Here is a 25,331-nt window from a genome sequence, read left to right as displayed (position 1 = left end):
AATTTAAAATCTAATACTGCATTGCAAGCCTATTCCTTGAGGAAGCTTGCGGTATGCATCGTTAAATATTGCAGGTTCCAGTGTCATTCCCAGATCGTTCGATATATCGAAGTTCGATAGCTCAGCGTCGACATACGCGTCGATTACCGACAACAGATAAACTCCGATGAAAGCAATTATACTTAAATCTCGCTGACGACGGAAGACATCTTTTCGTTTACGGAACAACTCTTGATAATAATCGAGTCTGTTTTGTACATCTTCTTTGGTATATCCGGCTGGCAGGAAATCCATATAACTGTCGTTATTCGGATTGTCACTCATGATGTCCTGATATGCCTGTGTATAATCCTTATACATCTTGCTGTTCCAGGTCAATGCATAAGTACATCCCACGAAACCTCCATAAACGATAGGCAGTTTCCAATACTTCCGGTTGTATATCTGACCTGCTCCGGGTATGGCAAGCGACAGCCAGATAGAATTATTGGGAGTGGGAAGCCATTTCTTTTTCTCCTTTATGGTTACAGGTTTCCGGCTTTGCAAAGAGTCACTCTGACGCATAAGTCTGGCCGTATCTACCGGAGCTTCCAGTTCCTCGATGCGCTTTTGACGTATATTCAGCGTATCGGGTAAAGCAAGGCGGTCGGCCACGTTTTGCGCGCGTATCGAATCGGCATTCAGTAAGCCTTTCCGGTGCTTGAGTGCACGTTGTGCATATCCTTCCGTACTTCCTCCCCATGCGAAACAGAGCATCAGTACGATATACAATACATATGTAAACGATCGTTCTCTCAAAACTTGTCCTTTTTATTCTTTTGGTTTCAATGAGTCCAGTATCTCCATGATTCTTTCCAGATCAGCTTCGTTGCTGAACGGGATACTGATTTTACCTTTTCCTTTGTTGCTGCACGAAAGCTGCACCTTTGTACCGAAGAAGGTACATAGATGATTTTGCAACATCGTATATTCTTCAGACAGTTTGGCGCCTTTGGGAGCAATCTTCTTGCCTCCCGACTCTACGCTTTCGCCGGCTGAAAGGGCTTTTACTATTTCTTCTACCTTGCGGACCGAATACCCTTGGGTTATTATTTCGTTGAAAATACGTATCTGTGTCTTCGGGTCATCCAGCGCAAGCAAGGCACGTGCGTGCCCCATATCTATTTCTTTATTTTTCAGTGCAACCTGTATCGGAGCAGGAAGTTTAAGCAGTCGCAGGTAATTGGCGATGGTAGTACGCTTCTTGCCTACACGTTCGCTCAGACGTTCCTGAGTCAGTTCATATTGTTCGATCAGATGCTGGTAGGCGAGAGCTATTTCCAGCGAGTTCAAGTCCTCGCGCTGGATATTCTCTATCAGAGCCATTTCCATTACATTCTCATCGTCGGCAGTACGGATGTAAGCAGGAATAGTCTTCAGTCCTGCCTGTATAGAAGCACGGTAACGTCGTTCTCCTGCTATTATCTGATATGAATCCTCATTCAGCTTGCGTAAAGTGATAGGTTGTATGATGCCGATTTCAGCTATTGAGTCGGCAAGCTCTTGCAGGGCAATCGGATCGAACTCGCGGCGCGGCTGGTTCGGGTTTACCGAGATTTTACTCAGTTCCACTTCGTTGATGGAAGAAGAGCCCGAAGTCTTAACCTCGTCGTTTGTAGAAATCAGCGCGTCGAGTCCTCTGCCCAGTGCAAATTTTTTCTGTACGGCCATATTTGTTTATTCTTTCAGCTTTCTATGCTTCTTAATTTTTGTTTATAATTTCGTTTGCCAAAGCCAGGTGGTTTTTTGCTCCTGTAGAATCCGCATCGTACAAAATGGCAGGTATTCCGTGGCTGGGAGCCTCACTCAGTTTGACATTTCGCTGGATAATGGTTTTGAATACCAGTTCCTGGAAATGACGTTTCACTTCGTCGTATATCTGGTTTGCCAGACGCAGACGTGAGTCGAACATTGTAAGCAGGAAACCCTCTATTTCCAGCGAAGGGTTCAGTTTTGTCTTGATTATCTTGATGGTGTTCAGCAGCTTGCTGATACCTTCCAGTGCAAAATATTCGCATTGTACCGGAATGATGACTGAATCGGCAGCTGTCAGTGCGTTGATGGTAATCAGCCCCAGCGACGGTGAACAGTCTATCAGAATATAATCGTATTCACTTTTCATCGGCTCTAATGCCTTTTTCATAATCTTCTCACGGTTTTCCAGGTTCAGCATTTCGATTTCTGCTCCCACGAGGTCGATGTGAGAAGGAATAATATCCAATCCGTCAATATCGGTCGTGTAAATAGCTTCCCGTATATCGGTCTGATTGATAAGACATTCATAAATAGAACAATCTATTTCTTTTAAATCTACTCCCAGACCGGATGAAGCATTCGCCTGCGGGTCGGCATCGACTACCAGCACTTTCTTCTCGAGAGTTGCTAATGATGCAGCCAGATTAATGGTTGTAGTAGTCTTACCTACGCCACCTTTTTGGTTGGCTAAAGCAATAATTTTTCCCATATTAATCAGTTTATCTGATTGCGAAGTAACAAATAATCGTCGAAACTATGTATCAGCAAATGTCTACATTTCTTGAAAATGTTGATAACTTACGGCTTTTGTTAATAACTTCGGCGAGGCAAAGATAACGATTTATCTGTAATTATTCGTCGTGGTTTGGGAAGATTAATATTTGTTGTAACTTTACCGGCGATTATTAATGGAGAAATATATGACAAACGAAAGACCTCTTTTATTGCTGTCGAATGATGATGGCGTGAATGCCAAAGGAATACAAGAACTTATCGCTGCGTTACGCACTGTTGCCGACCTCATTGTTGTTGCGCCCGACGGGCCGCGTTCGGGTTCATCGGGAGCCATTACTTCCGAGCATCCGCTTCGCTGTACAAAGATGCGTCAGGAGCCGGGACTCATTGTATATAAGTGTTCGGGAAGTCCTGTCGACTGTGTCAAACTTGCTTTGCACGCTTTGGTTCCCCGTAAGCCCGATATGGTGATAGGAGGTATTAATCATGGCGACAACTCGTCGGTCAATGTACACTACTCTGGTACGATGGGAGTGGTGATAGAAGGATGCCTGAAAGGAATCCCTTCGGTAGGATTTTCGCTTTGTAATCATAGTGCGGATGCTGATTTTTCTGCAACGCTGCCTTATGTGCGCCGCATTGTAGAAGAAGTGCTTGCAAAGGAACTTCCCGTAGGTAAGTGTCTGAATGTGAATTTCCCTGATACAAACGAACTGAAAGGTGTGCGTATCTGCCGTCAGACTGATGGGGTATGGACCAATGAATTTGTTAAGGCAGATCATCCGCGTGGCGGATATTATTATTGGCTGACAGGTGAGTATCAGAATAACGAGCCTGATGCTGAAGATACCGATCACTGGGCGTTGGAACACGGTTACGTGGCCATTACTCCTACGCAAATTGATGTGACGGCATATTCGCTGATGGAAGACTTGAAACACTGGAACTGGAACGTATGAAATATTATCTGATAGTAGGAGAGGCATCGGGCGACTTGCATGCATCGAACCTGATGCGTGCCTTGCAGCACGAAGATCCGCAGGCCGAATTTCGTTTTTTCGGAGGCGATCTGATGAAGGCGGTGGGAGGTACTTGCGTAAAGCATTACCGTGAACTGGCATATATGGGTTTTATTCCTGTACTGCTTCACTTGCGTACTATTTTCCGTAACATGGACTACTGCAAGAAGGATGTTGAAGCGTGGCAGCCGGATGTGCTGATCCTCGTTGATTATCCGGGATTTAACTTGAAGATAGCCGAATATATCAAACAGCATACGCGGATACCTGTCTACTATTATATTTCGCCTAAGATTTGGGCTTGGAAGGAATATCGCATCAAAAATATCAAGCGCGATGTAGATGAACTGTTTTCTATTCTGCCTTTCGAAGTCGATTTTTTCAAGAAACACCAGTATCCGGTGCATTATGTGGGCAATCCTTGTGTCGACGCTGTGGATGATTTCCGGAAGAATGGTGAGGAAACTTTCAGTGAATTTATTGCTGCCAATGGGTTGGAAAACAGACCGGTCATAGCCTTACTTGCAGGAAGTCGCCGGCAGGAAATCAAAGATAATCTGTCGCGTATGATTGAGGCAGCACGCAGTTTTCCGCAGTATCAGTTTGTGGTGGCGGGAGCTCCTGGTATTGAGCCTGATTTCTACAAACAATATATCGACAGCAGTACGAAGATTGTGTTCGGGCAGACTTACCGTTTGTTGCAGCAGGCTGAGGCTGCACTGGTTACTTCGGGAACAGCTACGCTCGAAACAGCTTTGTTCCGTGTACCTCAGGTGGTATGTTACTATACGGCAGCAGGCAAGTTGGTTTCTTTCCTTCGCAGGCATATCTTGAAGGTGAAATACATTTCATTGGTAAATCTGATAGCCGACCGTGAAGTGGTAACTGAACTGGTTGCCGACGGTATGACGGTTGCCAATATAAAAAAGGAGTTGGCTAAGATTGTACCGGGAGGAAGCGGACGTCCACTTATGCATTCAGAATACGACCGGCTGATAGCAATTTTAGGAGAACCCGGAGCATCGGAACGTGCTGCATCTCAGATTACAGCTTTGTTAAAGTCGAATCACAAAGCCTGATACCATTGGTTTCTGTTTTTACATGGAGACTTTGTTGAAAGAAGAGCAAAAGTGTAGAAAAACTTCTTGATGTTTTTTTTATTTTTTGTACGAATTTCAGACATAATAAGCCCTTCATTTCTTCTATTTATCAATGCGTTGTGAATCAGTTTGTTGCATAGCAAGATGCATATCTGAAACGTATAGAAGAAATGAAGGGCGATTTTTATGCTCTTATGCAAGGATAAGTCCTACCAGATACAGGTATACTACAGCTGCTGGAACGGCCATCAAAGTACTGTCGAAGCGGTCGAGCATACCTCCGTGTCCAGGCAGGATATTGCTTGAATCTTTAATGCCGAGGGTACGTTTCATCAGCGATTCGGTCAGGTCACCCCATGTTCCAAATACTACTACAGTCAGTCCCAGTCCAATCCATACACCGGTGCTCAGGAATGTAAAGAAGTGTGCCAAAACGATGGCTGCAATGATGCTGAACACAGCTCCACCGATAGAACCTTCCCACGATTTCTTTGGGGAAATACGTTCGAACAGACGGTGTTTTCCAAACAGCATGCCGGTACAGTAAGCACCCGTATCGTTTACCCAGTTGAAGATAAAAATGGATAAGGGCAGTATAGGGTTATACTGAGATACGCTTTCTGTTGCGCTGCTGTGGTAAGCCAGTACGTTGAGCAAAGCGAATGATAAGGCAATATATATCTGGCTCATCATGGCATATGCCCAGTTATTGAGCGGATTAGGTTGCTTCTTGTACAATTCACTGATAAACAGATAAAGTATCAGGAAGAGATAAGGGATGAATATCTCATTCGCTCCCGGCACTACTCCGATATATCCGAAACAGAGGAATAAGAACAAACCAGCCAGAATGGATATAGGTTTGTTCATGTGCGTATGCTCCATTCGGTTGACAATGTTTCCGAATTCATTGATCGTAAGTGCACTGATCAATGCAAACAAAATTGTAAATGAAATGGGCCCTCCCAGAATACAGCCTACAAGTACGGCTACGAATATCACTCCTGTGATGGCTCGTTGAAGAAAATTGCTTTTCACGGCAGTAAGGTTTTAATGTTTATTATTAAAAATACTTTTGTCACTCAGTAAGCTCGTTTGGAGCCTTCTGAATGACAAAAGTTATGTTATCTGTTGTTTGTCAGATGATTGTCAGGCTTGCTTTTCCTCATCTTGTGTAGCAGAAGTTCCGGAGTTTTCAGTCTGTTCCTTAGTTTCCGGTTCAGATGCTGTTGCAGCTTCTTCTGTCTTTTCGGGAGCAGGAAGAGCTTTTTCTTCAGCAGCCATGATTTCTTCCGAACGAGATGCCCATGGACGCTTTCCGAATATCTTTTCTACATCTTCTGCAAAGATGACTTCACGGTCTATCAGAAGCTGTGCCAACTGGTTGTGACCTTCCTTGTGCTCTTGCAACAATGCCTTGGCACGAGCATATTGTTCGTTGATCATCTTCTGCACTTCCTGGTCAATCAGTTCAGCAGTATGTTCACTGTAAGGTTTGTTGAAGCTGTATTCGTCATTGCTGTAATAACATAAGTTAGGCAACTTGTCGCTCATACCTGCATATGCTATCATGCCGTAAGCTTGTTTGGTAACTCGCTCCAGGTCATTCATAGCACCGGTTGAGATGTGACCGATAAATACTTCTTCGGCAGCACGTCCTCCCAGCGTAGCACACATTTCGTCCAACATCTGTTCCTTGGTTGTAATCTGACGTTCTTCGGGCAGATACCATGCTGCTCCCAATGCACGTCCGCGAGGAACGATTGTAACCTTAATCAGCGGATTGGCATGTTCCAGGAACCATGAAATCGTAGCATGTCCTGCTTCGTGCAGCGCAATGGCACGTTTCTCTGCTGCTGTCATAACCTTGGTTTTCTTTTCCAGACCACCGACTATACGGTCGATTGCAGCCAGAAAGTCATCTTTTCCCACTGACGGTTTTGAGTGGCGGGCAGCTATCAGAGCAGCTTCATTACAAACATTGGCAATATCAGCTCCACTGAATCCCGGAGTCTGGCGAGCCAGCAAGTCAACGTCTACCGTATTATCCAGTTTCAATGGGCGGAGATGTACGCCAAATACTTCTTTACGTTCGTTCAAGTCGGGCAGATCTACATAAATCTGTCGGTCGAATCGTCCGGCACGAAGCAAGGCCTTATCCAAAATATCTACACGGTTGGTTGCAGCCAGGATAATAACTCCACTGTTTGAACCAAATCCGTCCATTTCTGTAAGCAGCTGGTTCAGGGTGTTCTCGCGTTCATCATTACCTCCCATGCTCGGGTTTTTTCCACGGGCACGACCTACGGCATCGATCTCATCGATAAAGATGATACAAGGTGACTTTTCTTTAGCCTGGCGGAATAGGTCGCGTACGCGTGAAGCTCCCACTCCGACAAACATTTCAACGAAGTCGGAACCTGATATAGAGAAGAAAGGTACGTCAGCTTCGCCTGCAACAGCTTTGGCAAGCAATGTCTTACCTGTTCCCGGAGGGCCTACTAACAGGGCTCCTTTAGGTATCTTTCCTCCCAGTTCCGTATACTTTTGAGGTTGTTTCAGAAATTCTACTATTTCCTCTACTTCCTGTTTAGCTGCTGCCTGACCAGCAACATCCTTGAAAGTGATGCGGTTTGCTCCTTTTTCGAAAAGCTGTGCTTTGCTTTTTCCTACACTGAACACACTTCCGGCTCCTCCCGGACCTCCGCCACCACTCATACGTCTCATGGCGAACATCCATATTCCTATTAATAATAAGAAAGGAGCAATGTTCCAGAAAATCATACCAAAATAATTGGTTTGCTTTTCGTAGCTGATAGAACCTGTAAAGTTTCCGCTGTCTTGTTCTTCGTCAAGGAATTTATCGAGTGCTTCCATTGAGCCTATCTTGACATTTACAGAAGGACTTCTTCCTACTTTATTAGCATCCTTTCCGAACACATCAACAATGTTTTCAGGCTTGATGAACATATCTACGGTGTTGTCATCGTAAGCAATGATTTTACTTGCATATCCTTTGCTTACCATTTCCTTGAATTCGGTATAGGTTATTTCCTTGCTAGCGCTTCCGTCTTCGCTCGAGAAATAAAGAAAACCAAAAACAAGTGCTATTATAACGTACAGCCAACTCAAGCTAGGTCGGGGTACATTAATCTTAGGTTTATTGTTGTTTAAATTTTCGCTCATACAATTTTTTTATGAAGTTAGTCAATATCGGGGAGAGATGTTAATTTGGCATCTGCCCACAGATGTTCCAGGTTGTAAAAATCTCTCACTTCAGGTAAAAAGACATGTACCAGTACATCTCCGTAGTCCATTGCAACCCATTGTGTATTACGCACACCATCCATTCCGTATACTTTATGACCGGTTGTCTTTCTGACGTATTCTTTTACTGAGTCAACGATTGCCAGAACCTGGCTGGGAGAGTTTCCCTGACAAATAACGAAGTATTTACAAATAGTATCTTCTATATTGGTTAAGTCAGCTATTACAATGTTTCTTCCTTTTTTCTCTTGAATGCCTTCTGTAATTTTCTTTACTAAGTCTTTTGTTTCGTCCATTATTATTGTTTCCGTTTTTATTTATTATTCATATATAAATTAATGTAGCAAATATACTTGCTTTTCTGTATATCACGAAGGAATGAGGCTTAATTCTCTTTTTCTTTTGTATTTTTTTGAAAAAAAAGCTCCAAAATATTGGTATATTATAAAAAAGTTGTACCTTTGCACCGTCAAAATCAAATGAGGCTGACAAAACAATAGATTTTGGGCTATGGTGTAATGGTAACACAACAGATTCTGGTCCTGTTTTTCTTGGTTCGAGTCCGAGTAGCCCAACATCTTACAAAAGCGGAAGTCTTCATGGAGAGGATACCGTAAATATAAGTTTGGGCTATGGTGTAATGGTAACACAACAGATTCTGGTCCTGTTTTTCTTGGTTCGAGTCCGAGTAGCCCAACAGATTAAAAGCATTTTGGAGAAAATCCAAGATGCTTTTTTCTTTTATATATTCTTTCGATACGTATTTGGAGCTCAAGATAAAAACGGGGTCAGTAGAAATTTCGTGGGGATTATTTTTTATACTCGTAAGGTATTGCTTACTTCGCATTATGAAAAACGATTATTTGAACATGCTAGCCAGCCTCGTGTTGCCGGCTCAGATATTAGATTACTTTCTTATCTCTGGAGTTGAACAAACCTCTCAAGAGATTCATATTAGTCTGGATGAAAAGATGAATTCCAAGTTAAGCAATGACGAACATTTTGAATCCAAAGGTTTTATGGAAGCTGTTAATGTGACAGACTTTCCCATACGGGACCATAAGGTAATCCTCAAGATCAGACGTCGTCGTTGGACGGACTTGCGCGCAGGTAAAAGTTTCAGTATTCCCATCGACCTCGATGTTGTAGCCAAGGGAACCAGATACTCCAAAGAATTTGGGGCTTTTTTAAAAGAAACGTATGGAGACATCCCCAGTGACCTGCCGTACGCTTGAGGAATTCTATCATATAGATGGTCATACATTTGAAAAACAGTACAAGGAGGTTCTCAGCGGATATCGTAATTGGGAACAGTTATCCCATGCCGGTGAATGGATGCTGTTTCCGGAAAATATGGGACCGTATCTGGCGATTGACGAGACCTCACTCTCCAACGGTGAACTTTACACCTTTGTAACCAACCGTGATGCCTGTACGAGAGAGTGCTCCCTGGTAGCTGTCGTGGCAGGAACTAAATCAGAGGATGTAATAGCTGTGCTGCAACGAATTGACGAGGAAAGCCGTTATGCCGTTAAAGAAGTGACACTTGACCTTTCAGACTCCATGCGCAAGATTGTACGGACTGCATTTCCTGAAGCCAGCCGTGTAATAGACCGTTTTCACATTCAGAAATTAGCTTGTGATGCCGTGCAGGAATTACGCATCAAACACCGTTGGGATGCCATACAGCAGGCCAATGAGGAAATGGAAGAAGCTAAGCGGAAGAACGAAGATTATGTCCCATACCGATATTCCAATGGCGACACCCGTAGGGAATTACTTATACGCTCCCGGTATCTGCTTTTCAAGTCAGCTGATAAATGGACGGAAAAACAGAAGCAAAGGGCAGCAATCCTATTTGAGGAATACCCTGACATCAAAAAGGCATACGGTTTGTGCCATTCCCTGCGGATGATTTTCTCTAAGAACACCATAAAGGACGCTGCACGTTTGGCTATGGCACGATGGTATAATAAAGTAGAAGAAGCAGGGATGCATTCTTTTAATGTCATTGCTGCTACTTTCGTATGCTCGGCATGAGTATTAGCTAACGGGTGCAAGTCCCCAATGAGCCCTAATAGCGGGAATCATACAGCCAAAAGCAAGGGTGTCCATCGCGAGTTGGAATCTGAAAGAAGCTGGCGGCAAACATCTGGTCTGACGAACAGAAACTTCATATAAGGCATATGACCGTGGGTAAGGTTGCGAAACAAACTAAAGCCCTATAGCTATTCGGGACGGTTAGTGTAAATGGAGCAGACATAAGATTGAAAGTTAATACCCTTATCCGAGGAGGTCTCACGGACATATGGTGAGGATGAATGATTCGAAGTACCATGATGGAGTAAAGCTTGCCGTGAGAAGTCAGCAGAGGTCGTAGTACCCAAGGCATGTATGCCTATAGGGAAGGACCAAACTTTATTTAAACGGCATAACTGAAAACTACCGTTTGTTGGAACGAATGCATAAAACCAAAACAGAAGTATTGGGCTACCTTTAAAGAGATAGGACGGAATCCGAAGGGTATAAAGGAGCGCAGACCTACAAATGGATGGTTGAAGAAGATGTCGTGGAAGTGTCTTTCGAAGAATACGAAAGGCATCCATAGTAAAGAACCGCCGTATGCCGAACGGCACGTACGGTGGTGTGAGAGGTCGGAAAACGAAAGTAGGAAGAAAACTACTTCGTTTTCCTCCTACTCGTTTATGAGCACTATGATGAAATACTGAATTTCTACAACCATCGTTCTTCAAATGCGATGGCAGAATCGTTCAATGCAAAAATTAAACTGTTCAGAGCAAATCTAAGAGGAGTAGCTGATAAGAAGTTCTTTTTATTCCGCATTGCGAAGCTATATGCGTATCCCCACTAAATTTCTACTGACCCTAAAAACGGATTAACGTAACAACTGGTTCACGCCTTACCCGATCATTCGCCTTATTCTCTGGAGAAATATGAGTGTCTTAAAGATATCATGCGATAACTTGCATGGTCTGAGTGGAAGAATAGAATATCCCTTAGGCTGAGAAGGTAGGGAGAAGATATCTTGATTGGTGGTAATGAATAATCTGTAAGAGTGTGTAAAGCTTCAGTTTACTAAATATAAAAAAAGAGGACAAAAGATTTTATCTGAAAATCTTTCGTCCTCTGGTTATGGATGATGTATTGATGTTTTTCTAAAATCAGTACGGTGTATATTATCTTGTATACTGACCGTACATTGCCATTGCACTTGCATTCAAGTTTTTCTTAATAGCTTTGAATAAATCTTTTACCTGTTTCATAATTGTTACCCTTTCTTTTGTTTTTGCGTTTACTAAGTTAATTTAGTATTGCTTTTCCCCTCTTTTTATGGGGTTAGTCTAGTTAATGTTATCCTTGTTTTATGTTTTACAACACAAAATTACAGGGTTTTGTTTATTCTTTATTCATCTAATAAGAAAAAAATGACTTCCGATGCCCTTTTCTTGATTTATATCAAAGAGTGCTTCAAGGAATAAGCAGCGAAGAGTCTCCGTAGCTCAGGAAACGGAAATCGTGTGCCAGTGCGTAATCATAGATTTTATGCCAGTCACCTTTTACGAAAGCCGAAACCAGCAAAAGCAGTGTACTTTGAGGCTGGTGGAAGTTTGTGACCATGCGCTTCACTATTTTGTATTCGTATCCGGGAGCGATAATAATCTGCGTACTTGTATGGAGTGCGTCAAGATTATGGCGGTTCATATAATCCAATATACATTGCAGTGACTCTATGGTACTGAGTGTAACATCCGATTCATAGGGTTGCCACTGTTTTACGTGCAATTCTTCCTGACTGGCATCAGGATTCTGGCTGATAGTTACTCCTATATAATATAAGCTTTCGAGTGTACGTACGGAAGTTGTACCAACAGCTACAGCTTCTCCTCGATGTGCAATCAGCTTTTCTATAGTGCTTTTGTTGACCGAAATGTATTCTGTATGCATTTCGTGACCTTCTATTTCTTCGCTTTTGACCGGTTTGAATGTTCCGGCTCCTACGTGCAGCGTGACTTCTTCCAAGTCTACACCTTTTTCTTTGAGCGATGCCAGTACGCGTTCTGTAAAATGCAGTCCGGCAGTAGGAGCAGCAACCGATCCTTTTATTTTAGAGTAAACAGTCTGATAAGTTTCCTTGTCGCTTTCCTGAGTTTCACGATCCAGATAAGGTGGAATAGGCAGTTCGCCGAATACTTCCAGTATATCGGCAAAGGTAACTTCCGGATTATCCCAGGTGAAATCTACCCAATGACTTGTACCGTGACATTCTCCGCGTGTAGCGGTCAGCGTGATTGTTTTTCCTTTTACCGTCATCTCTTTATGCAGCGGCCCTTCTTTCCATTTCTTCAGGTTACCGATCATACATAACCATGCGGCATGATGAGTCTGCTGGAAATTGAGTACATAATCGTTTGGCTGAATAGGTTCCAGACAAAATATTTCGATCAGTGCACCTGTTTCCTTTCTGAAGTGCAGGCGTGCCTGAATAACTTTTGTATTATTGAAAACCATCAGCATACCCGGTTCCATATAGTCGGGTAAAGAAGTAAATACAGTTTCGCTTACTTCCCCGTGGCGATATACAAGTAATTTCGACTGGTCGCGTACAGGAAGCGGGAATTTAGCAATACGTTCATCGGGTAGCGGATAGTTATAATCGCTGATTTTTATATGCTTAGTTTCTGTCATAGTGTTGAGTAGTATTTTTTAATGTCTGCAAAATTACTGAATTTCTTTCGGGTTTTTGTTCTCAGTCCTATAAGAATAACTTTTTTTATTCTTGTTTCTTTCGGAATACACTTTCGGATACATGAGCTGGCAGTTTTTTATCGGAAAAACTGCCTGAAGTCCGCTCTTGGGGAAGTAGGTTTCAGATATTTCCTATATAGATAAAGGAAAAACATTGCTTTAAAAAGTAGGTAAAAATATCATTACTCACTAGTAAAATCCTTACTTTTGCGTAATAAACCAAATAAGAAGAAAATATGAAAATAGGAGATAAAGTCCGCTTCCTTAGCGAAGTAGGAGGAGGAATAGTAAGAGGATTTCAGGGAAAAGATGTTGCGCTGGTAGAAGGTGAAGACGGTTTTGAGATACCTATGCTGATAAAGGAGTGTGTTGTCATTCAGACGGATGACTATAATATTCCGCTTAAGTCAGCAAAGAAACCCGAAGCACCGCAAGCAGCCGAAGAAGAAATAGAGGAAGAAAAGCCTGTAACATACCGTGCTCCGGAGATACGGGGAAATGATGTATTGAACGTATATCTGGCTTATGTGCCTCAGGATGTAAAGGCCATTTCATCGACTGCTTTTGATGCTTATCTGGTGAACGACAGCAACTATTTTGTCGATTATCTGTATTTGTCGGCAGAAGGAAAAAGCTGGACATTGCGCAGCAGAGGAACCATCAAGCCGAATATGAAGATGCATCTGGAGGAGTTCGAAAAGAGTGAATTGAACGGTATGGAACATGTAGCCGTGCAACTGCTTGCTTATAAAGACGACCGTACTTTCCTTCTGAAGAATGCCATCAATACGGAAGTGCGTATTGATACCGTAAAATTCTACAAGTTGCATACGTTCCAGCAGAGTGATTTCTTTGCCGAACCGGCTTTGATATACGATATTGTACGCGATGATGAAGAAGTAAAACAAGTATATGTTTCGGCCAACGATATCAAGGAAGCTCTGTTGCAGAAGAATGTGTCGGATGTTCCAGCCAAGCTGCAAAAGAAACAGCACAAGGTAAAAAATGATATTGTAGAAGTAGACTTGCACATTCATGAACTGCTGGACGATACTACAGGTATGGGAAATGCAGAAATGCTGAACTATCAGCTTGATGTATTCCGCAAGACACTGGAAGAATACAAAAATAAGAAAGGACAGAAAATCGTGTTTATCCACGGAAAAGGTGATGGAGTCTTGCGTCGTGCCATACTTGATGAACTCAAGCGCAAATATAAAAACTATCCCAGTCAGGACGCTTCGTTCCGCGAATACGGTTTCGGAGCTACCATGGTGACTATCCGATAACCGGGGTAACAGCAGGAAATCAGAATACCATTCCGGACATAAATCACACAGATTTATTCCTGCTCTGAAAATATCAGCATCTTTTCAGAAAAAGATGCTGATATTTTAATCAAAAGAAGAGCATATTTTCCGGAAAAGAAGAGCATGTTTTTTTAGGTCTGTGTACAGTAAGTGTAATTCATTGAAATGCACGGATATACATTTAAGTGTACAAATTTCTATTTCCCTGCTCTTTTCGAATCCTTATCTTTGCCTGAAAGAATCCAATTCAGGCATTTTTTTATATGAAAACACACATTATCCGTCGTGCTTTGCTTGCACTAGGCATCTGTTCTGCACTGAATATGCAGGCACAGGCTCCACATCCCGAACGTATCTACCTGTCGGGAACAGGTACAGACTATACCCGTACATGGGAATTTTATTGTTCCAAAGGACAAAATTCCGGGAAATGGAAATCCATAGAGGTTCCTTCCTGCTGGGAATTGCAAGGATTTGGAGAATACACTTATGGACGTTATTATACTATCAAAGGAGCAAAACCCAGTGATGAAACAGGTATATACCGCTATCGTTTTCTTACTCCCGATTGTGGAAAAAACGACCGCATCAAACTGTTTTTCGACGGGGTGATGACCGATGCCGAAGTTAGGGTAAATGGCAATCCGGCAGGACAGATCCATCAGGGAGCTTTTTATCGTTTTTCTTATGACATAACTTCACTGCTGAAAGCCGAGGGGGAAAACCTGCTCGAAGTGAAAGTAGCCAAGCAGTCTGCAAACAAGTCGGTGAATGCTGCCGAACGACGTGCCGACTGGTGGCTGTATGGGGGCATCTATCGTCCGGTATGGCTGGAGGTTGTTCCTGATGTTTCGATGGAACATTTCATACTTGACGCGCGTGCAGACAGTTCGTTGCGTGCTTCGGTACGCATGGCTGGTAATGCCGAAGGACATGTGCTGGCTGTATCCATAAGAGGGTTGAAAGACGGAAAGCCCTTACGGACACTGCAAGGCAAAGAGCAGGTCAGTTGTCCGCTTGCCACCTCCGGCAGAGAAACCGGGTTTACATGCAAATGGTCGGATGTAAAAGTATGGAATATCGAAGCTCCGGAACTTTATGTGGCGCGTCTGGAACTGAAAGACCGCAGCGGAAACGTTATTCAGGTTCGTGAAGAGCGGATCGGATTCCGTACCATTGAGTTTTTTCCGCAAGACGGTATTTATCTGAACGGAACCCGCCTGATTGTGAAAGGTATCAACCGGCATTCGTTTTCGGTAGACGGCGGACGGACTACAAGTGCAGCCATGAGTCGTCAGGATGCTCTGCTCATTAAAGAAATGAATATGAATGCTGTACGTTCTCATTATCCGCCCGATGAACATTTTCTTGATATGTGCGACTCTCTCGGACTGGTATATATCGATGAGCTTTCGGGCTGGCATGGACGTTATGATACGGAAACCGGTGCACGGCTGATCAGGGAAATGGTAGAACGGGATGTGAATCATCCGTCGGTTATCTTATGGAGTAACGGAAACGAAGGCGGATGGAATACCGATAATGACAGCCTTTTCTGTAAATACGATAAGTTTCAGCGTAGGCATGTCATCCATCCCTGGGCTGATTTCGACGGACTTGATACGCATCATTATCCGGCCTATCTTACAGGTGTGGCACGCTTTACCAACGGATATAAGGTGTTTATGCCTACAGAGTTTATGCATGCCATGTACGATCAGGGTGGAGGAGCCGGACTTCGTGACTTTTGGGACAGGTGGATGACGAATCCCATGTTTGCAGGAGGCTTTATCTGGGTATTCTGTGATGAGGCTCCCAAACGTTCCGACAGAGGAGGCGTGCTTGATTCGGACGGATCGAATGCTCCCGATGGTGTTGTGGGACCACGCAGGGAAAAGGAAGGAAGTTTCTATGCCATACGTTCCCAGTGGTCGCCGGTACAGATAAAACCCTTGCTTATAACAGAACATTTCGATGGAAGCTTTTTCGTCTCGAATGAATATATCTATACCAATTTAAAAGATTGCCGGATGACTTATGAAGTTTTGTCGTGTGACATTCCTATGCAGGGAGCTGTTTCCCGTATATTGGCGCGTGGCGAGGTTACGCTTCCTGCCTTGTCTCCGGGTGAGACAGGCAAAGCTCGTTTTTCGTTGCCGGCTTCTTTTGCTGAAGGAGATGTATTGAAACTGGAAGCCTTCGACAGGGACGGACATCGCATTTGTGATTGGTCTTTTCCTATCCGGCTTGCAAATCCGTATTTTCAGCGTCATTTGGCACAGGTTGCCACGGGCTTGTCCGGTAATACTGTTTCGGCACGTAACAACGGAAAAGAAATTGTACTGAAAAGTGAGAAGGTAAGCGTAACTTTCGATGCGGCTACGGGGATGATTCTCCGTGTGCTTTCGGGGAATACTGAGATACCTTTAACCAATGGTCCGGTAGCAGTCGGCATGAAGATGCTCTACCAGCCTGCCAGCAGTTATGTGCGTCAGGATTCGGAAGAAGCCGTTTTTTGTGCCCGCTACAAGGGAGGAGCTGATTCGATTGTCTGGCGGCTTACCTCTCAGGGATTGCTTTACATGGATGCGGTACTGCTGAACCGTGCGTCGGGAGGCGGAGGTTTCGATGATGCTTTCATGGATACGGAGGTATATAATCTGGGATTGACTTTTTCTTATCCGGAACGCATTTGTAAGGGGATGAAATGGCTGGGCAGAGGACCTTACCGGGTGTGGAAAAATCGTATTCCGGGTACGAATTATGGTATCTGGCATAAAGATTACAACAATACCGTTACGGGCGAGAGTTACGACAATCTCGTTTACCCTGAATTTAAGGGCTATCATGCCAATATGTATTGGGCTACGTTCGAAAGCGATACAGCACCTTTTACTGTTTATTCGCGTACGGACGGTATTTTCTATCGTGTCTTTACACCCGAAGAACCGAAAGGCAGTGCAAAACGGACCATGCCCGAATTTCCTGAAGGGGATATATCGTTCTTGCTTGATATCCCTGCCATCTGTTCGTTCAAGCCGATTGAACAACAAGGTCCGAACAGTCAGCCGGGAAATATACGTATCAAGAAGGGAGATGAAGGGTTACGTCTGAACCTGATGTTCGATTTCAGAAAAGAGAATTAAAAATATTCTCGTTGGGTTGTACTGCTAAAACTGTTTTATTTTGGCGGGATAAATTAATAATAATGTGTACCTTTGCAGGCTGAAATCAGAACAAGTGTATGCAACAAGACAATAAACCTATTATTGAAGTAAAGAATGTGTCGAAGTTTTTTGGTGAAAAAACGGCACTCGATAATATAAACTTATCTATCCGTAAAGGTGAGTTTGTGACGATTCTTGGTCCTTCCGGATGCGGAAAGACTACTTTGCTGCGGCTTATCGCAGGTTTTCAGACTGCCTCGGAGGGCGAGTTGTACATTGGTGGGAAGGAGATTACACAAATTCCTCCGCATCGTCGTCCGGTGAATACGGTATTCCAGAAGTATGCTTTGTTTCCTCACCTGAATGTATATGATAATATCGCTTTCGGACTGAAGCTGAAAAAAATGCCTAAGGCAGAAATGGAGAAAAAGGTGAAGGCTGCGTTGAAAATGGTGGGTATGACCGACTATGAGTACCGTGACGTAAACTCTTTGTCGGGCGGACAGCAGCAGCGTGTGGCTATTGCCCGTGCCATTGTAAACGAGCCGGAAGTGTTGTTGCTTGATGAGCCTCTTGCTGCACTCGACCTGAAAATGCGTAAGGACATGCAGATGGAGTTGAAGGAAATGCACCGCCGTCTGGGCATTACCTTTGTTTATGTTACTCACGATCAGGAAGAAGCATTGACACTGAGTGATACCATCGTGGTAATGAGCGAAGGAAAAATCCAGCAGATAGGTACACCGACAGATATCTATAATGAGCCGATCAATTCGTTTGTTGCCGATTTTATTGGTGAAAGTAATATCTTGAACGGTACGATGGTGCGTGACTGTCTGGTTCGTTTCTGCGGTCAGGAGTTTGAGTGTGTGGATAAGGGATTTGGAGAAAATGCTCCTGTCGATGTGGTGATACGTCCGGAAGACTTGTATATATTTCCTGTTTCCGATGCTGCACAGCTTCGCGGTATCGTTCAGTCGTGCATCTTTAAGGGAGTGCATTACGAAATGGCAGTTGCTGTGGGCGATTATGAGTTTCTGGTACAAGATTATCATGCTTTCGAAGCAGGTTCGGAAGTCGGTCTGCTGATTAAGCCGATGGACATACATATCATGCAGAAGGAACGTGTATGTAATACGTTTGAGGCATCCATGATGGATGAAACGCATGTGGAATTTCTCGGTTGCGAGTTCGAATGTCCTCGGGTGGACATGAGTGACTCGTCACGCGACTGGAAAAATGTGAAGGTAGAGGTCGATTTCGACAAAGTGATATTGCAGGATAATGAAGAAGACGGTATGCTTACCGGTGAAGTGAAATTCATACTTTATAAAGGAAACCATTATCATCTTACTGTCTTTTCCGATTGGGACGAGAATGTATTCGTCAATACTAATGATGTGTGGGACGATGGTGACCGTGTAGGTATCACTATTCCTGCTGAGGCTATTCGTGTAATATGTTAATATAAGGATAATGAAGAATTTGCAACATTTTTTCTCTTCACGCAAGAGTTGGGTTTTGCCGTATCTCATTTTTTCGGTCATATTCGTAATTATTCCGCTGTTGCTGATTGTAGTATATGCATTTACCGACGATATGGGACATCTTACACTGGCTAATTTCAGTAAGTTTTTTGCTCATTCGGAGTCTGTCAATACATTTGTGTACTCTATAGGTATTGCCATTCTTACTACTCTTGGCTGTATATTACTGGGTTATCCGGTAGCCTGGATTCTGAACAACAGCAAGAATCTGAGTTATTCGCGTACGCTGATCATGTTGTTTATCCTTCCGATGTGGGTAAACATTCTGGTACGTACACTTGCCACGGTAGCGTTGTTCGATTTTTGCAGGCTGCCGTTGGGAGAGGGAGCTTTGATTTTCGGTATGATATACAATTTTATTCCCTTTATGATTTATCCCATTTACAATACCTTGCAGAAGATGGACAGAAGTTACATTGAAGCAGCACAGGATTTGGGAGCAAACTCTTTCCAGGTATTCTGGAAGGTTATATTTCCTTTGTCCATGCCGGGTGTGGTAAGCGGTATCATGATGGTATTCATGCCTACTATTTCGACTTTTGCCATTGCCGAGCTGTTGACCATGAACAATATCAAGCTTTTCGGAACTACCATACAGGAAAATATAAACAACAGCTTGTGGAACTACGGAGCAGCTCTTTCGCTCATCATGTTGTTCCTTATTGCCGCAACTTCCTTGTTTACTCCCGAAAATAAGGATGAGTCGGAGAGAGGAGGTGGTGTATGGTAAGAAGAATCATCGAGCAGACATATTTGTGGATATTGCTGATTTTGCTTTATGCACCTATTTTGATTATTGTGGTTTATTCGTTTACCGAAGCAAAAGTGCTGGGTAACTGGACAGGTTTTTCATTTAAGCTTTATGAGTCACTGATGAATACCGGTGCACACCATTCGCTGATGAATGCTTGTATCAATACGATCGCCATTGCTTTCATTGCTGCTACGGTTTCTACTTTGTTGGGAAGTATTGCAGCTATTGGAATATTCAACTTGCGGGCTCGCAGCCGGAAAGCTGTAGGATTTATCAATACGATTCCTATCTTAAACGGGGATATCATTACGGGTATATCGCTGTTCCTGCTGTTTGTTTCTTTGGGAGTAACACAGGGATTTACAACTGTTGTGCTGGCTCATATTACTTTTTGTACGCCTTATGTGGTGCTGAGTGTACTTCCCCGTCTGAAACAGATGAATCCGAACCTGTATGAAGCAGCACTCGATCTGGGAGCAACACCGATGCAGGCACTCTGGAAAGTGATTATTCCTGAGATACGTCCGGGTATGATCAGCGGTTTCCTGCTGGCACTGACTATCTCGTTCGATGATTTTGCCGTAACAGTGTTTACCATCGGTAATCAGGGACTGGAAACCCTCTCTACTTATATTTATGCCGATGCCCGAAAGGGAGGACTGACTCCTGAGCTTCGTCCGTTGTCCGCCCTTACGTTTGTTGTTATATTGGTATTGTTGATTATTATTAACCGCAGAGCCGGAAAAGCTCAGAAGAAATAAGGCTTTGCCGGAGTAGAAACCGTGTGCTGAAACATAGAATGAAAAGATTATATCAATTTATCGTATGTCTGTGGGCTTGCCTTACGATGGCAAGCTGCTATAATGCTGATGAGTCACGCCAGAATATATTGAAAGTATATAACTGGGCAGACTATATTGGTGAAGGCGTGCTGGAAGATTTTCAGCAATACTATAAAGAACAGACAGGAGAAGATATACGTATCGTTTATCAGACTTTCGATATAAACGAAATCATGCTCACCAAAATCGAAAAAGGGCATGAGGATTTTGATGTGGTATGTCCTTCGGAATATATCATCGAACGAATGCTGCATAAAGGTTTGTTGCTGCCTATCGATACTACCTTTGCACATTCTCCTAATTACATGAAAGGTATTTCTCCGTATATTCTTCGACAAATAAATAAACTGGGAACTGCTGAAAATCCGGCAAGCCGATATGCTGTATGTTATATGTGGGGAACTGCCGGACTGTTGTACAATACTCAGTATGTTATTGCCGAGGATATGAAAACATGGGGCTGTCTGTGGGACAAACGTTTTGCAGGACGTATTCTGATGAAAGACGCCTATCGTGATGCTTATGGTACAGCTATGCTGTATGCTTACCGCAAGCAGCTTGCCGACAGTACCGTTACTGTTCCTGAATTGATGAACGATTATTCTCCGGCAGCTATGGATACGGTAGAAAAGTATCTGAAACTGTTGAAACCCAATGTTGCTGGCTGGGAAGCCGATTTCGGAAAGGAGATGATGACAAAGGGAAAAGCATGGATAAATATGACTTGGAGCGGTGATGCACAATGGGCTATCGAAGAAGCTGAACAGGTGGGTGTCGATTTGTCTTATTCTATCCCTGAAGAAGGTAGTAATATCTGGTACGACGGATGGGTGATTCCGAAGTATGCCAAGAACGTAAAAGCTGCAAGTTACTTTATCAACTTTCTGTGCCGTCCCGATATTGCTTTGCGCAATATGGAAGAAAATGGCTATGTCAGCGCAATAGCAGCTCCCGAAATCATGGAAGCATGCATTGATACAACACTGACTGAAACGGTGGATGCAAGCTACTTTTTCGGACCGGAAGGACGTGATGTAAAATTACGCAATACGCAATATCCTGATATTTCTGTCGTAAACCGTTGTTCCATGATACGCGATTTTGGTGACAAGACGGTCAATGTGCTTGAAATATGGTCACGTATCAAAGGGGATAATTTGAATAGCGGGATTGTTATTCTTATTCTGGTTGTTGTCGCAGGACTGAGCGGATGGCAGATACACCGCCGTATTCAGACGTACAAGCGTAAACGCAAGCAGCATCGTAAGCGCCGGCGTAGATGATTATCCCTAAAAGAAATAGGAAACTCCCTATCGGCAAATGGAGAGTTTCCGTTGCAGGAGGATTTTTATCCTCCTATTTTTGTATCAGGAAATTAAAAAAATATTGAATATGAAGATTAAGAAGTTCGCATTATTACTTTGCCTTGCGCTTTGTGCATGTTGTTTGCCGGCAAATGCCTCGTCATTAGGCGATATACGCGTCAACGCTCGTTTTCTGACAGACCGTATGGCTTTCGAACTGAATCTGAACCAGAGTCAGTACAATGATTTGTTTGAAATAAACTTTGACTTTCTGAGTGGAGTGGATCCTTATCTGACGGGTATGGCATGTGCCGATGCTGCTGCACTTGATGCTTATTATCGGTATTTGGATGAAAGAAACGATGACCTTCGCTGGATTCTTTCCAGTTCGGCATACACTCGTTTTCTTGCAATCGAATACTTTTTCCGTCCGATTTATGCGATGAATAATGTTTGTTATCTGCGGGTGTATAAGGTATACCCTAACAGAAGTTTCTTCTATTTCGGACGTCCGGTACATTACCTTACTTACCATGGAGCACACAGCCGCCGTTTTTACCGGAATACAGGCTATTACTGTGCGCATTATACCGGCCGTTATCATCATTCGGTGTATAAAGGTCATTTCCACTCTTGTCCGGAGTTCAGAAAACATGACTTTATCGCTCCTCGGCCGGTTAAGAATCCCGGATATCATTTTACTCCGGCACGACCTTCAGCTCCGGCAGCACCCTCTCATCGTCCTGAGGCACGTCCGCCATATCGTCCGGGTATAAGTGCAAAACCTGCTCCCAAACCGGTACCAAAGCCAGACAAACGTCCGCCTCATGCAAGTGGTATCCGTCCGCCTCAAAACGGAAATCATCATTCGGTCAGACCCGGTACTTCCAGACCGTCGGATAAAGCTCCCAACAGGGTGACAAGACCTTCAAGGACAGAACGTAAGGATAACCGTCCGTCTGTTCGTCCGGAAAGAAAAGAAAACAGGAAACCAGTTAAACAAATAAAAGAAAAATCTTTCTTGCACAACATGTAAGTAAAACGTATTTTTGCGGCAGATATCAATAAAGATATTATGAAAAGTCGAGTACTTAAATGGTTTGCCGCAGGATTGATTGCAGTTGTGCTTGTGGCAGGAACAGGACTCTTTCTTTTTCGGGGAGCCCTGTTGCGCTGTGTTGCCGATGAAAAGTTGGCTGCTTTAGAGCAGCGTTATAACTTGCGTATTGCCTATCGTGAATTGGGAATGCCTTCTTTGTCTGTCATCCGCCTGGAAGGATTGACAGTAGTACCTGAAGATTACGATACCTTACTGACTCTCGAAAAAGCCGAGATCGATATCGATTTGCTTCCTTTGCTTAGAAAAAGAGTTTCCGTACATCAGGTTGATGTAGAGGGTATGAAACTTTCTTTTGTAAAGCAAGGTAATGTTTCGAACTATGATTTTCTTTTCCGTCAACAGACTGTATCGGAAGCTGATCCGGGTAAAGTAGAAAGTGTATTGGCTGGATACGATGTGCAGGTAAGTAAAATACTTAGCCTGGTATTCAGATTATTGCCGGAAAATGGAGAATTACGCAACTTGAGTGTGACGGCGCGCCGGGACTTGCTGCAAACAAGTTTTTATATTCCTGAGCTTATACTAGCAAACAGTCAGTTTGCTTCTGCTATTCAGGTGGAAGAGGGAGCTATTAAGGGAGAATGGAAAGTAAGAGGTACGCTTGCACGCAGTATGCGCCTGATAGAAGGCAGCATTGCTTCCGGCAGTACAAATGAAAAAATCATACTTCCCTACATCCGTCCCCATTATAATGCGACGGTTGCATTCGATTCCATAGCCTTTAAGCTTTCAGAAAAGTCTGCTTCTGCTACGCCTCTTACACTGGAGGGGATGGCATCTGTAGACGGGCTGGAGGTTTATCATACAGTACTTTCACCCGATACGATTGATCTAGATAAAGGAAAGCTGGAATATACCTGCCATGTAGGAGGTAATTATTTCGAATTGGACAGTGTTTCTACTGTTATATTCAACCGCCTTGATTTCCATCCTTATTTACGGGTAGAAAAAGAAAAAAAGTGGCATTATACGGCAAGCATCCATCGTTCGCCTTTCCCTTCCGAAGATTTGTTTGCTTCCTTGCCAAAAGGTTTGTTCCGTCATGTACAGGGTATTCGTACATCAGGCAAACTGAGTTATGATTTATTGTTGGATGTTGACTTCAATCATCTGGATAGTCTGCAATTCTCTTCCGATTTGCGCGGGCATGGTTTCCGTATCGAAAGCCTGGGTGGCAGTGAACTTACCAAGATGAACGAGGAGTTTGAATATACGGCATACGAGAACGACTTGCCGGTAAGAACATTCTTTATCGGACCGTCGAATCCTAATTTCCGTCCGCTCAACCGTATTTCTCCTTTGCTTCAGATGGCAATCATGCAGTCGGAAGACGGAGGGTTTTATTATCATCAAGGGTTTCTTCCTGGAGCTATTCAGGAAGCTCTAGCCTACGATTTGCAGGTAGGACGCTTTGCACGCGGAGGAAGTACTATTACCATGCAGCTGGTAAAGAATGTTTTTCTGAACCGTCATAAAAATATTGCCCGAAAGCTGGAGGAAGCTCTTATCGTATGGCTGATAGAAAACCAGCATCTTACTTCAAAGGAACGTATGTACGAAGTATACCTGAATCTGGTAGAATGGGCTCCTTTGGTATACGGTGCTTGTGAAGCTTCACATTTTTATTTTGAAAAAGAACCTTCCGACCTTACCGTAGAAGAAGCTATATTTCTGGCTTCCATTGTACCGAAGCCCAAACATTTCCGTTCTTCATTCAATGAAGATGCTACTTTGCGTGATTCACAAGGAGGTTATTTCCGCCTGATAGCCGAAAGACTGTGTGCAAAAGGATTGCTTACAGAAGAGGAAGCTGCGGCTGTTCGTCCGGAGATAATAGTAAAGGGGAAGGCTAGAGAGATGATCTTATATCCCGACAGCATCAGATAAATGTTGGTTTACAGAATAAGCTGGTAGTCTGTCACCCCAAGCCATCGTCCGAATTTCATACCGACCTCTTCGAACGAAGACGCTTTTCTGAATCCTAAAGCTTCATGGAAGGCGCAGCTTGCTGTATTCTCACTCGTGATACAGGCTATCAGGACATGTATGCCGCGTCGTCTGCATTCGTCTGTCAGACGCTGCATGAGCAGCCGACCCAGTCCTTTTCCCGTATGGGCGGGCGACAGATATACAGTCGTTTCAAGTGTGCGGTTGTAGGCTTCCCGTTCTTTCCACGGATGTGCGTAGCAATATCCCACAATTTCTCCGTCTGTTTCGTATACAAAATACGGATATCGCGCTGAAATTTCAGAGATTCTTTTTTGCATCTCTTCTTCGCTGACAGGTTCTATATCGAAAGTACTCGTACTATGTGCGATATATTCATTGTAAATTGCCGTTATGGCAGAAGTATCTTGTAGGGTAACCGCTCTGATCATGATTGTTTTTTCTTTTGTTCATTGCAAAAGTAAAGAAATAGCAGCATACATGTATGAGGCTTTTATTACTTTCTTTGGAAACTTTATGAGAGTACCTTATTTTTTGTACGAATATTAAAAAAACGTCGTGATGTTTTCTGAAAAACATCAGCATAAAATAAAAAAACGTCAGCAGATTTTTAGGTGAGTCTGCTGACGTTATTTTTGTCTGTGGATTACGTTATCTT

The 25,331-nt window shown here is 43.4% G+C and carries 20 protein-coding genes, 2 tRNA genes and 2 pseudogenes; 15 read left to right on the top strand and 9 right to left on the bottom strand.

Annotated features, from left to right (window positions below; all coding sequences use genetic code 11):
* Nucleotides 1-3: 3 nt before the first annotated feature.
* The 3 genes from BACCOP_RS17645 to BACCOP_RS17635 are packed head-to-tail and all read right to left on the bottom strand — an operon-like array spanning nucleotide 4 to nucleotide 2,503.
* Entirely contained in the window at nucleotides 4-798 is a 795-nt protein-coding gene (locus tag BACCOP_RS17645) for a DUF5683 domain-containing protein (RefSeq protein WP_185150235.1), read from the bottom strand.
* A 12-nt stretch (nucleotides 799-810) separates the two neighbouring features.
* Nucleotides 811-1,710 (bottom strand): ParB/RepB/Spo0J family partition protein, encoded by a 900-nt coding sequence (locus BACCOP_RS17640; RefSeq protein ID WP_007571519.1) that lies wholly within the window; start codon nucleotides 1,708-1,710, stop codon nucleotides 811-813.
* A 31-nt stretch (nucleotides 1,711-1,741) separates the two neighbouring features.
* Nucleotides 1,742-2,503: a ParA family protein gene (locus BACCOP_RS17635; RefSeq protein WP_007571517.1), complete on the bottom strand. Its 762-nt coding sequence runs from the start codon at nucleotides 2,501-2,503 to the stop codon at nucleotides 1,742-1,744.
* 211 nt (nucleotides 2,504-2,714) lie between these two features.
* Between BACCOP_RS17635 and surE the strand changes: the two genes are divergently transcribed.
* Together surE and lpxB are read left to right on the top strand one after the other, a co-directional pair.
* Nucleotides 2,715-3,488: a 5'/3'-nucleotidase SurE gene (gene surE / locus BACCOP_RS17630; protein ID WP_040312235.1), complete on the top strand. Its 774-nt coding sequence runs from the start codon at nucleotides 2,715-2,717 to the stop codon at nucleotides 3,486-3,488.
* Nucleotides 3,485-4,627, top strand: a complete 1,143-nt coding sequence (lpxB, locus tag BACCOP_RS17625; protein ID WP_007571513.1) for a lipid-A-disaccharide synthase — start codon at nucleotides 3,485-3,487, stop codon at nucleotides 4,625-4,627. The genes surE and lpxB overlap by 4 nt, the downstream gene beginning before the upstream one ends.
* 213 nt (nucleotides 4,628-4,840) lie before the next feature.
* Here the strand turns inward: lpxB and BACCOP_RS17620 are convergent, their stop codons facing one another.
* From BACCOP_RS17620 to rsfS, 3 genes are all read right to left on the bottom strand, one after another.
* Nucleotides 4,841-5,686 carry a phosphatidate cytidylyltransferase gene (locus tag BACCOP_RS17620; protein WP_007571509.1) on the bottom strand — a complete coding sequence of 282 codons (846 nt, stop codon included), beginning with the start codon at nucleotides 5,684-5,686 and terminating at the stop codon, nucleotides 4,841-4,843.
* A gap of 111 nt (nucleotides 5,687-5,797) precedes the next feature.
* Nucleotides 5,798-7,834, bottom strand: a complete 2,037-nt coding sequence (gene ftsH, locus BACCOP_RS17615) for an ATP-dependent zinc metalloprotease FtsH (protein ID WP_007571508.1) — start codon at nucleotides 7,832-7,834, stop codon at nucleotides 5,798-5,800.
* Nucleotides 7,835-7,851: 17 nt separating this feature from the next.
* Entirely contained in the window at nucleotides 7,852-8,211 is a 360-nt protein-coding gene (gene rsfS / locus BACCOP_RS17610; protein WP_007571507.1) for a ribosome silencing factor, read from the bottom strand.
* A 208-nt stretch (nucleotides 8,212-8,419) separates the two neighbouring features.
* On the opposite strand from rsfS, the gene BACCOP_RS17600 reads away from it, so the two are divergent.
* From BACCOP_RS17600 to BACCOP_RS17585, 4 genes and pseudogenes are all read left to right on the top strand, one after another.
* Nucleotides 8,420-8,490: transfer RNA gene (locus tag BACCOP_RS17600), tRNA-Gln, on the top strand.
* A gap of 51 nt (nucleotides 8,491-8,541) precedes the next feature.
* Nucleotides 8,542-8,612 (top strand) — tRNA-Gln (locus BACCOP_RS17595).
* 151 nt (nucleotides 8,613-8,763) lie between these two features.
* Nucleotides 8,764-9,150 (top strand): ISAon1 family transposase N-terminal region protein, encoded by a 387-nt coding sequence (locus BACCOP_RS17590; protein WP_040312234.1) that lies wholly within the window; start codon nucleotides 8,764-8,766, stop codon nucleotides 9,148-9,150.
* Nucleotides 9,116-9,940 (top strand): annotated as a pseudogene (locus BACCOP_RS17585) (ISAon1 family transposase); the annotation flags it as partial. The gene BACCOP_RS17590 and the pseudogene BACCOP_RS17585, both read left to right, overlap by 35 nt.
* 203 nt (nucleotides 9,941-10,143) lie before the next feature.
* Here BACCOP_RS17585 and BACCOP_RS21480 read toward each other — a convergent pair.
* On the bottom strand, nucleotides 10,144-10,668 hold the full coding sequence (locus tag BACCOP_RS21480; protein ID WP_007571504.1) for a hypothetical protein: 525 nt from the start codon (nucleotides 10,666-10,668) through the stop codon (nucleotides 10,144-10,146).
* Here BACCOP_RS21480 and BACCOP_RS20110 point away from each other — a divergent pair.
* Nucleotides 10,617-10,787 (top strand): annotated as a pseudogene (locus BACCOP_RS20110) (transposase); the annotation flags it as partial. The gene BACCOP_RS21480 and the pseudogene BACCOP_RS20110 sit on opposite strands and share 52 nt — an antisense overlap.
* 617 nt (nucleotides 10,788-11,404) lie before the next feature.
* Here the strand turns inward: BACCOP_RS20110 and BACCOP_RS17580 are convergent.
* Nucleotides 11,405-12,622, bottom strand: a complete 1,218-nt coding sequence (locus BACCOP_RS17580) for an S-adenosylmethionine:tRNA ribosyltransferase-isomerase (RefSeq protein ID WP_007571503.1) — start codon at nucleotides 12,620-12,622, stop codon at nucleotides 11,405-11,407.
* 296 nt (nucleotides 12,623-12,918) lie between these two features.
* Here BACCOP_RS17580 and BACCOP_RS17575 point away from each other — a divergent pair, with 296 nt between their 5' ends.
* The 8 genes from BACCOP_RS17575 to BACCOP_RS17540 all read left to right on the top strand — a co-directional run bounded on the left by BACCOP_RS17575 (nucleotide 12,919) and on the right by BACCOP_RS17540 (nucleotide 24,613).
* Nucleotides 12,919-13,971, top strand: coding sequence for a DUF2027 domain-containing protein (locus tag BACCOP_RS17575; protein ID WP_007571501.1), 1,053 nt, complete (start codon nucleotides 12,919-12,921; stop codon nucleotides 13,969-13,971).
* Nucleotides 13,972-14,255: 284 nt separating this feature from the next.
* Nucleotides 14,256-17,138 carry an exo-beta-1,4-galactosidase gene (locus tag BACCOP_RS17570; protein ID WP_007571498.1) on the top strand — a complete coding sequence of 961 codons (2,883 nt, stop codon included), beginning with the start codon at nucleotides 14,256-14,258 and terminating at the stop codon, nucleotides 17,136-17,138.
* 98 nt (nucleotides 17,139-17,236) lie between these two features.
* Nucleotides 17,237-18,625, top strand: a complete 1,389-nt coding sequence (locus BACCOP_RS17565; RefSeq protein WP_007571496.1) for a polyamine ABC transporter ATP-binding protein — start codon at nucleotides 17,237-17,239, stop codon at nucleotides 18,623-18,625.
* A 10-nt stretch (nucleotides 18,626-18,635) separates the two neighbouring features.
* On the top strand, nucleotides 18,636-19,436 hold the full coding sequence (locus tag BACCOP_RS17560; protein ID WP_007571495.1) for an ABC transporter permease: 801 nt from the start codon (nucleotides 18,636-18,638) through the stop codon (nucleotides 19,434-19,436).
* Nucleotides 19,430-20,221 carry an ABC transporter permease gene (locus BACCOP_RS17555; protein ID WP_007571493.1) on the top strand — a complete coding sequence of 264 codons (792 nt, stop codon included), beginning with the start codon at nucleotides 19,430-19,432 and terminating at the stop codon, nucleotides 20,219-20,221. Before BACCOP_RS17560 ends, BACCOP_RS17555 begins: the two co-directional genes overlap by 7 nt.
* A gap of 38 nt (nucleotides 20,222-20,259) precedes the next feature.
* Nucleotides 20,260-21,585, top strand: a complete 1,326-nt coding sequence (locus BACCOP_RS17550) for an ABC transporter substrate-binding protein (protein ID WP_007571491.1) — start codon at nucleotides 20,260-20,262, stop codon at nucleotides 21,583-21,585.
* A gap of 109 nt (nucleotides 21,586-21,694) precedes the next feature.
* Nucleotides 21,695-22,642, top strand: a complete 948-nt coding sequence (locus BACCOP_RS17545; RefSeq protein ID WP_148315581.1) for a hypothetical protein — start codon at nucleotides 21,695-21,697, stop codon at nucleotides 22,640-22,642.
* Between the two features lie 39 nt (nucleotides 22,643-22,681).
* Nucleotides 22,682-24,613 carry a transglycosylase domain-containing protein gene (locus BACCOP_RS17540; RefSeq protein ID WP_007571487.1) on the top strand — a complete coding sequence of 644 codons (1,932 nt, stop codon included), beginning with the start codon at nucleotides 22,682-22,684 and terminating at the stop codon, nucleotides 24,611-24,613.
* 8 nt (nucleotides 24,614-24,621) lie between these two features.
* On the opposite strand, the gene BACCOP_RS17535 is transcribed toward BACCOP_RS17540, so the two are convergent.
* On the bottom strand, nucleotides 24,622-25,104 hold the full coding sequence (locus BACCOP_RS17535; RefSeq protein ID WP_007571484.1) for a GNAT family N-acetyltransferase: 483 nt from the start codon (nucleotides 25,102-25,104) through the stop codon (nucleotides 24,622-24,624).
* Nucleotides 25,105-25,331: the final 227 nt, after the last annotated feature.

The organism is Phocaeicola coprocola DSM 17136, from assembly GCF_000154845.1.
Taxonomy (GTDB): Bacteria; Bacteroidota; Bacteroidia; order Bacteroidales; family Bacteroidaceae; genus Phocaeicola; species Phocaeicola coprocola.
Note: the sequence above shows the minus strand (reverse complement) of the source record. Positions and strands in the feature narration are given on the sequence as shown.

Bases quoted from the DNA above. Each gene is read 5' to 3' on its own strand.
- surE (WP_040312235.1), top strand. From the start codon at position 2,715: ATGACAAACGAAAGACCTCTTTTATTGCTGTCGAATGATGATGGCGTG.
- BACCOP_RS17570 (WP_007571498.1), top strand. From the start codon at position 14,256: ATGAAAACACACATTATCCGTCGTGCTTTGCTTGCACTAGGCATCTGT.
- BACCOP_RS17580 (WP_007571503.1), bottom strand. From the start codon at position 12,622: ATGACAGAAACTAAGCATATAAAAATCAGCGATTATAACTATCCGCTA.
- BACCOP_RS17560 (WP_007571495.1), top strand. From the start codon at position 18,636: ATGAAGAATTTGCAACATTTTTTCTCTTCACGCAAGAGTTGGGTTTTG.
- BACCOP_RS17555 (WP_007571493.1), top strand. From the start codon at position 19,430: ATGGTAAGAAGAATCATCGAGCAGACATATTTGTGGATATTGCTGATT.
- BACCOP_RS17540 (WP_007571487.1), top strand. From the start codon at position 22,682: ATGAAAAGTCGAGTACTTAAATGGTTTGCCGCAGGATTGATTGCAGTT.
- BACCOP_RS17550 (WP_007571491.1), top strand. From the start codon at position 20,260: ATGAAAAGATTATATCAATTTATCGTATGTCTGTGGGCTTGCCTTACG.
- rsfS (WP_007571507.1), bottom strand. From the start codon at position 8,211: ATGGACGAAACAAAAGACTTAGTAAAGAAAATTACAGAAGGCATTCAA.
- ftsH (WP_007571508.1), bottom strand. From the start codon at position 7,834: ATGAGCGAAAATTTAAACAACAATAAACCTAAGATTAATGTACCCCGA.
- BACCOP_RS17575 (WP_007571501.1), top strand. From the start codon at position 12,919: ATGAAAATAGGAGATAAAGTCCGCTTCCTTAGCGAAGTAGGAGGAGGA.
- BACCOP_RS17545 (WP_148315581.1), top strand. From the start codon at position 21,695: ATGAAGATTAAGAAGTTCGCATTATTACTTTGCCTTGCGCTTTGTGCA.
- BACCOP_RS17565 (WP_007571496.1), top strand. From the start codon at position 17,237: ATGCAACAAGACAATAAACCTATTATTGAAGTAAAGAATGTGTCGAAG.
- BACCOP_RS17635 (WP_007571517.1), bottom strand. From the start codon at position 2,503: ATGGGAAAAATTATTGCTTTAGCCAACCAAAAAGGTGGCGTAGGTAAG.
- BACCOP_RS17590 (WP_040312234.1), top strand. From the start codon at position 8,764: ATGAAAAACGATTATTTGAACATGCTAGCCAGCCTCGTGTTGCCGGCT.
- BACCOP_RS17535 (WP_007571484.1), bottom strand. From the start codon at position 25,104: ATGATCAGAGCGGTTACCCTACAAGATACTTCTGCCATAACGGCAATT.
- lpxB (WP_007571513.1), top strand. From the start codon at position 3,485: ATGAAATATTATCTGATAGTAGGAGAGGCATCGGGCGACTTGCATGCA.
- BACCOP_RS17640 (WP_007571519.1), bottom strand. From the start codon at position 1,710: ATGGCCGTACAGAAAAAATTTGCACTGGGCAGAGGACTCGACGCGCTG.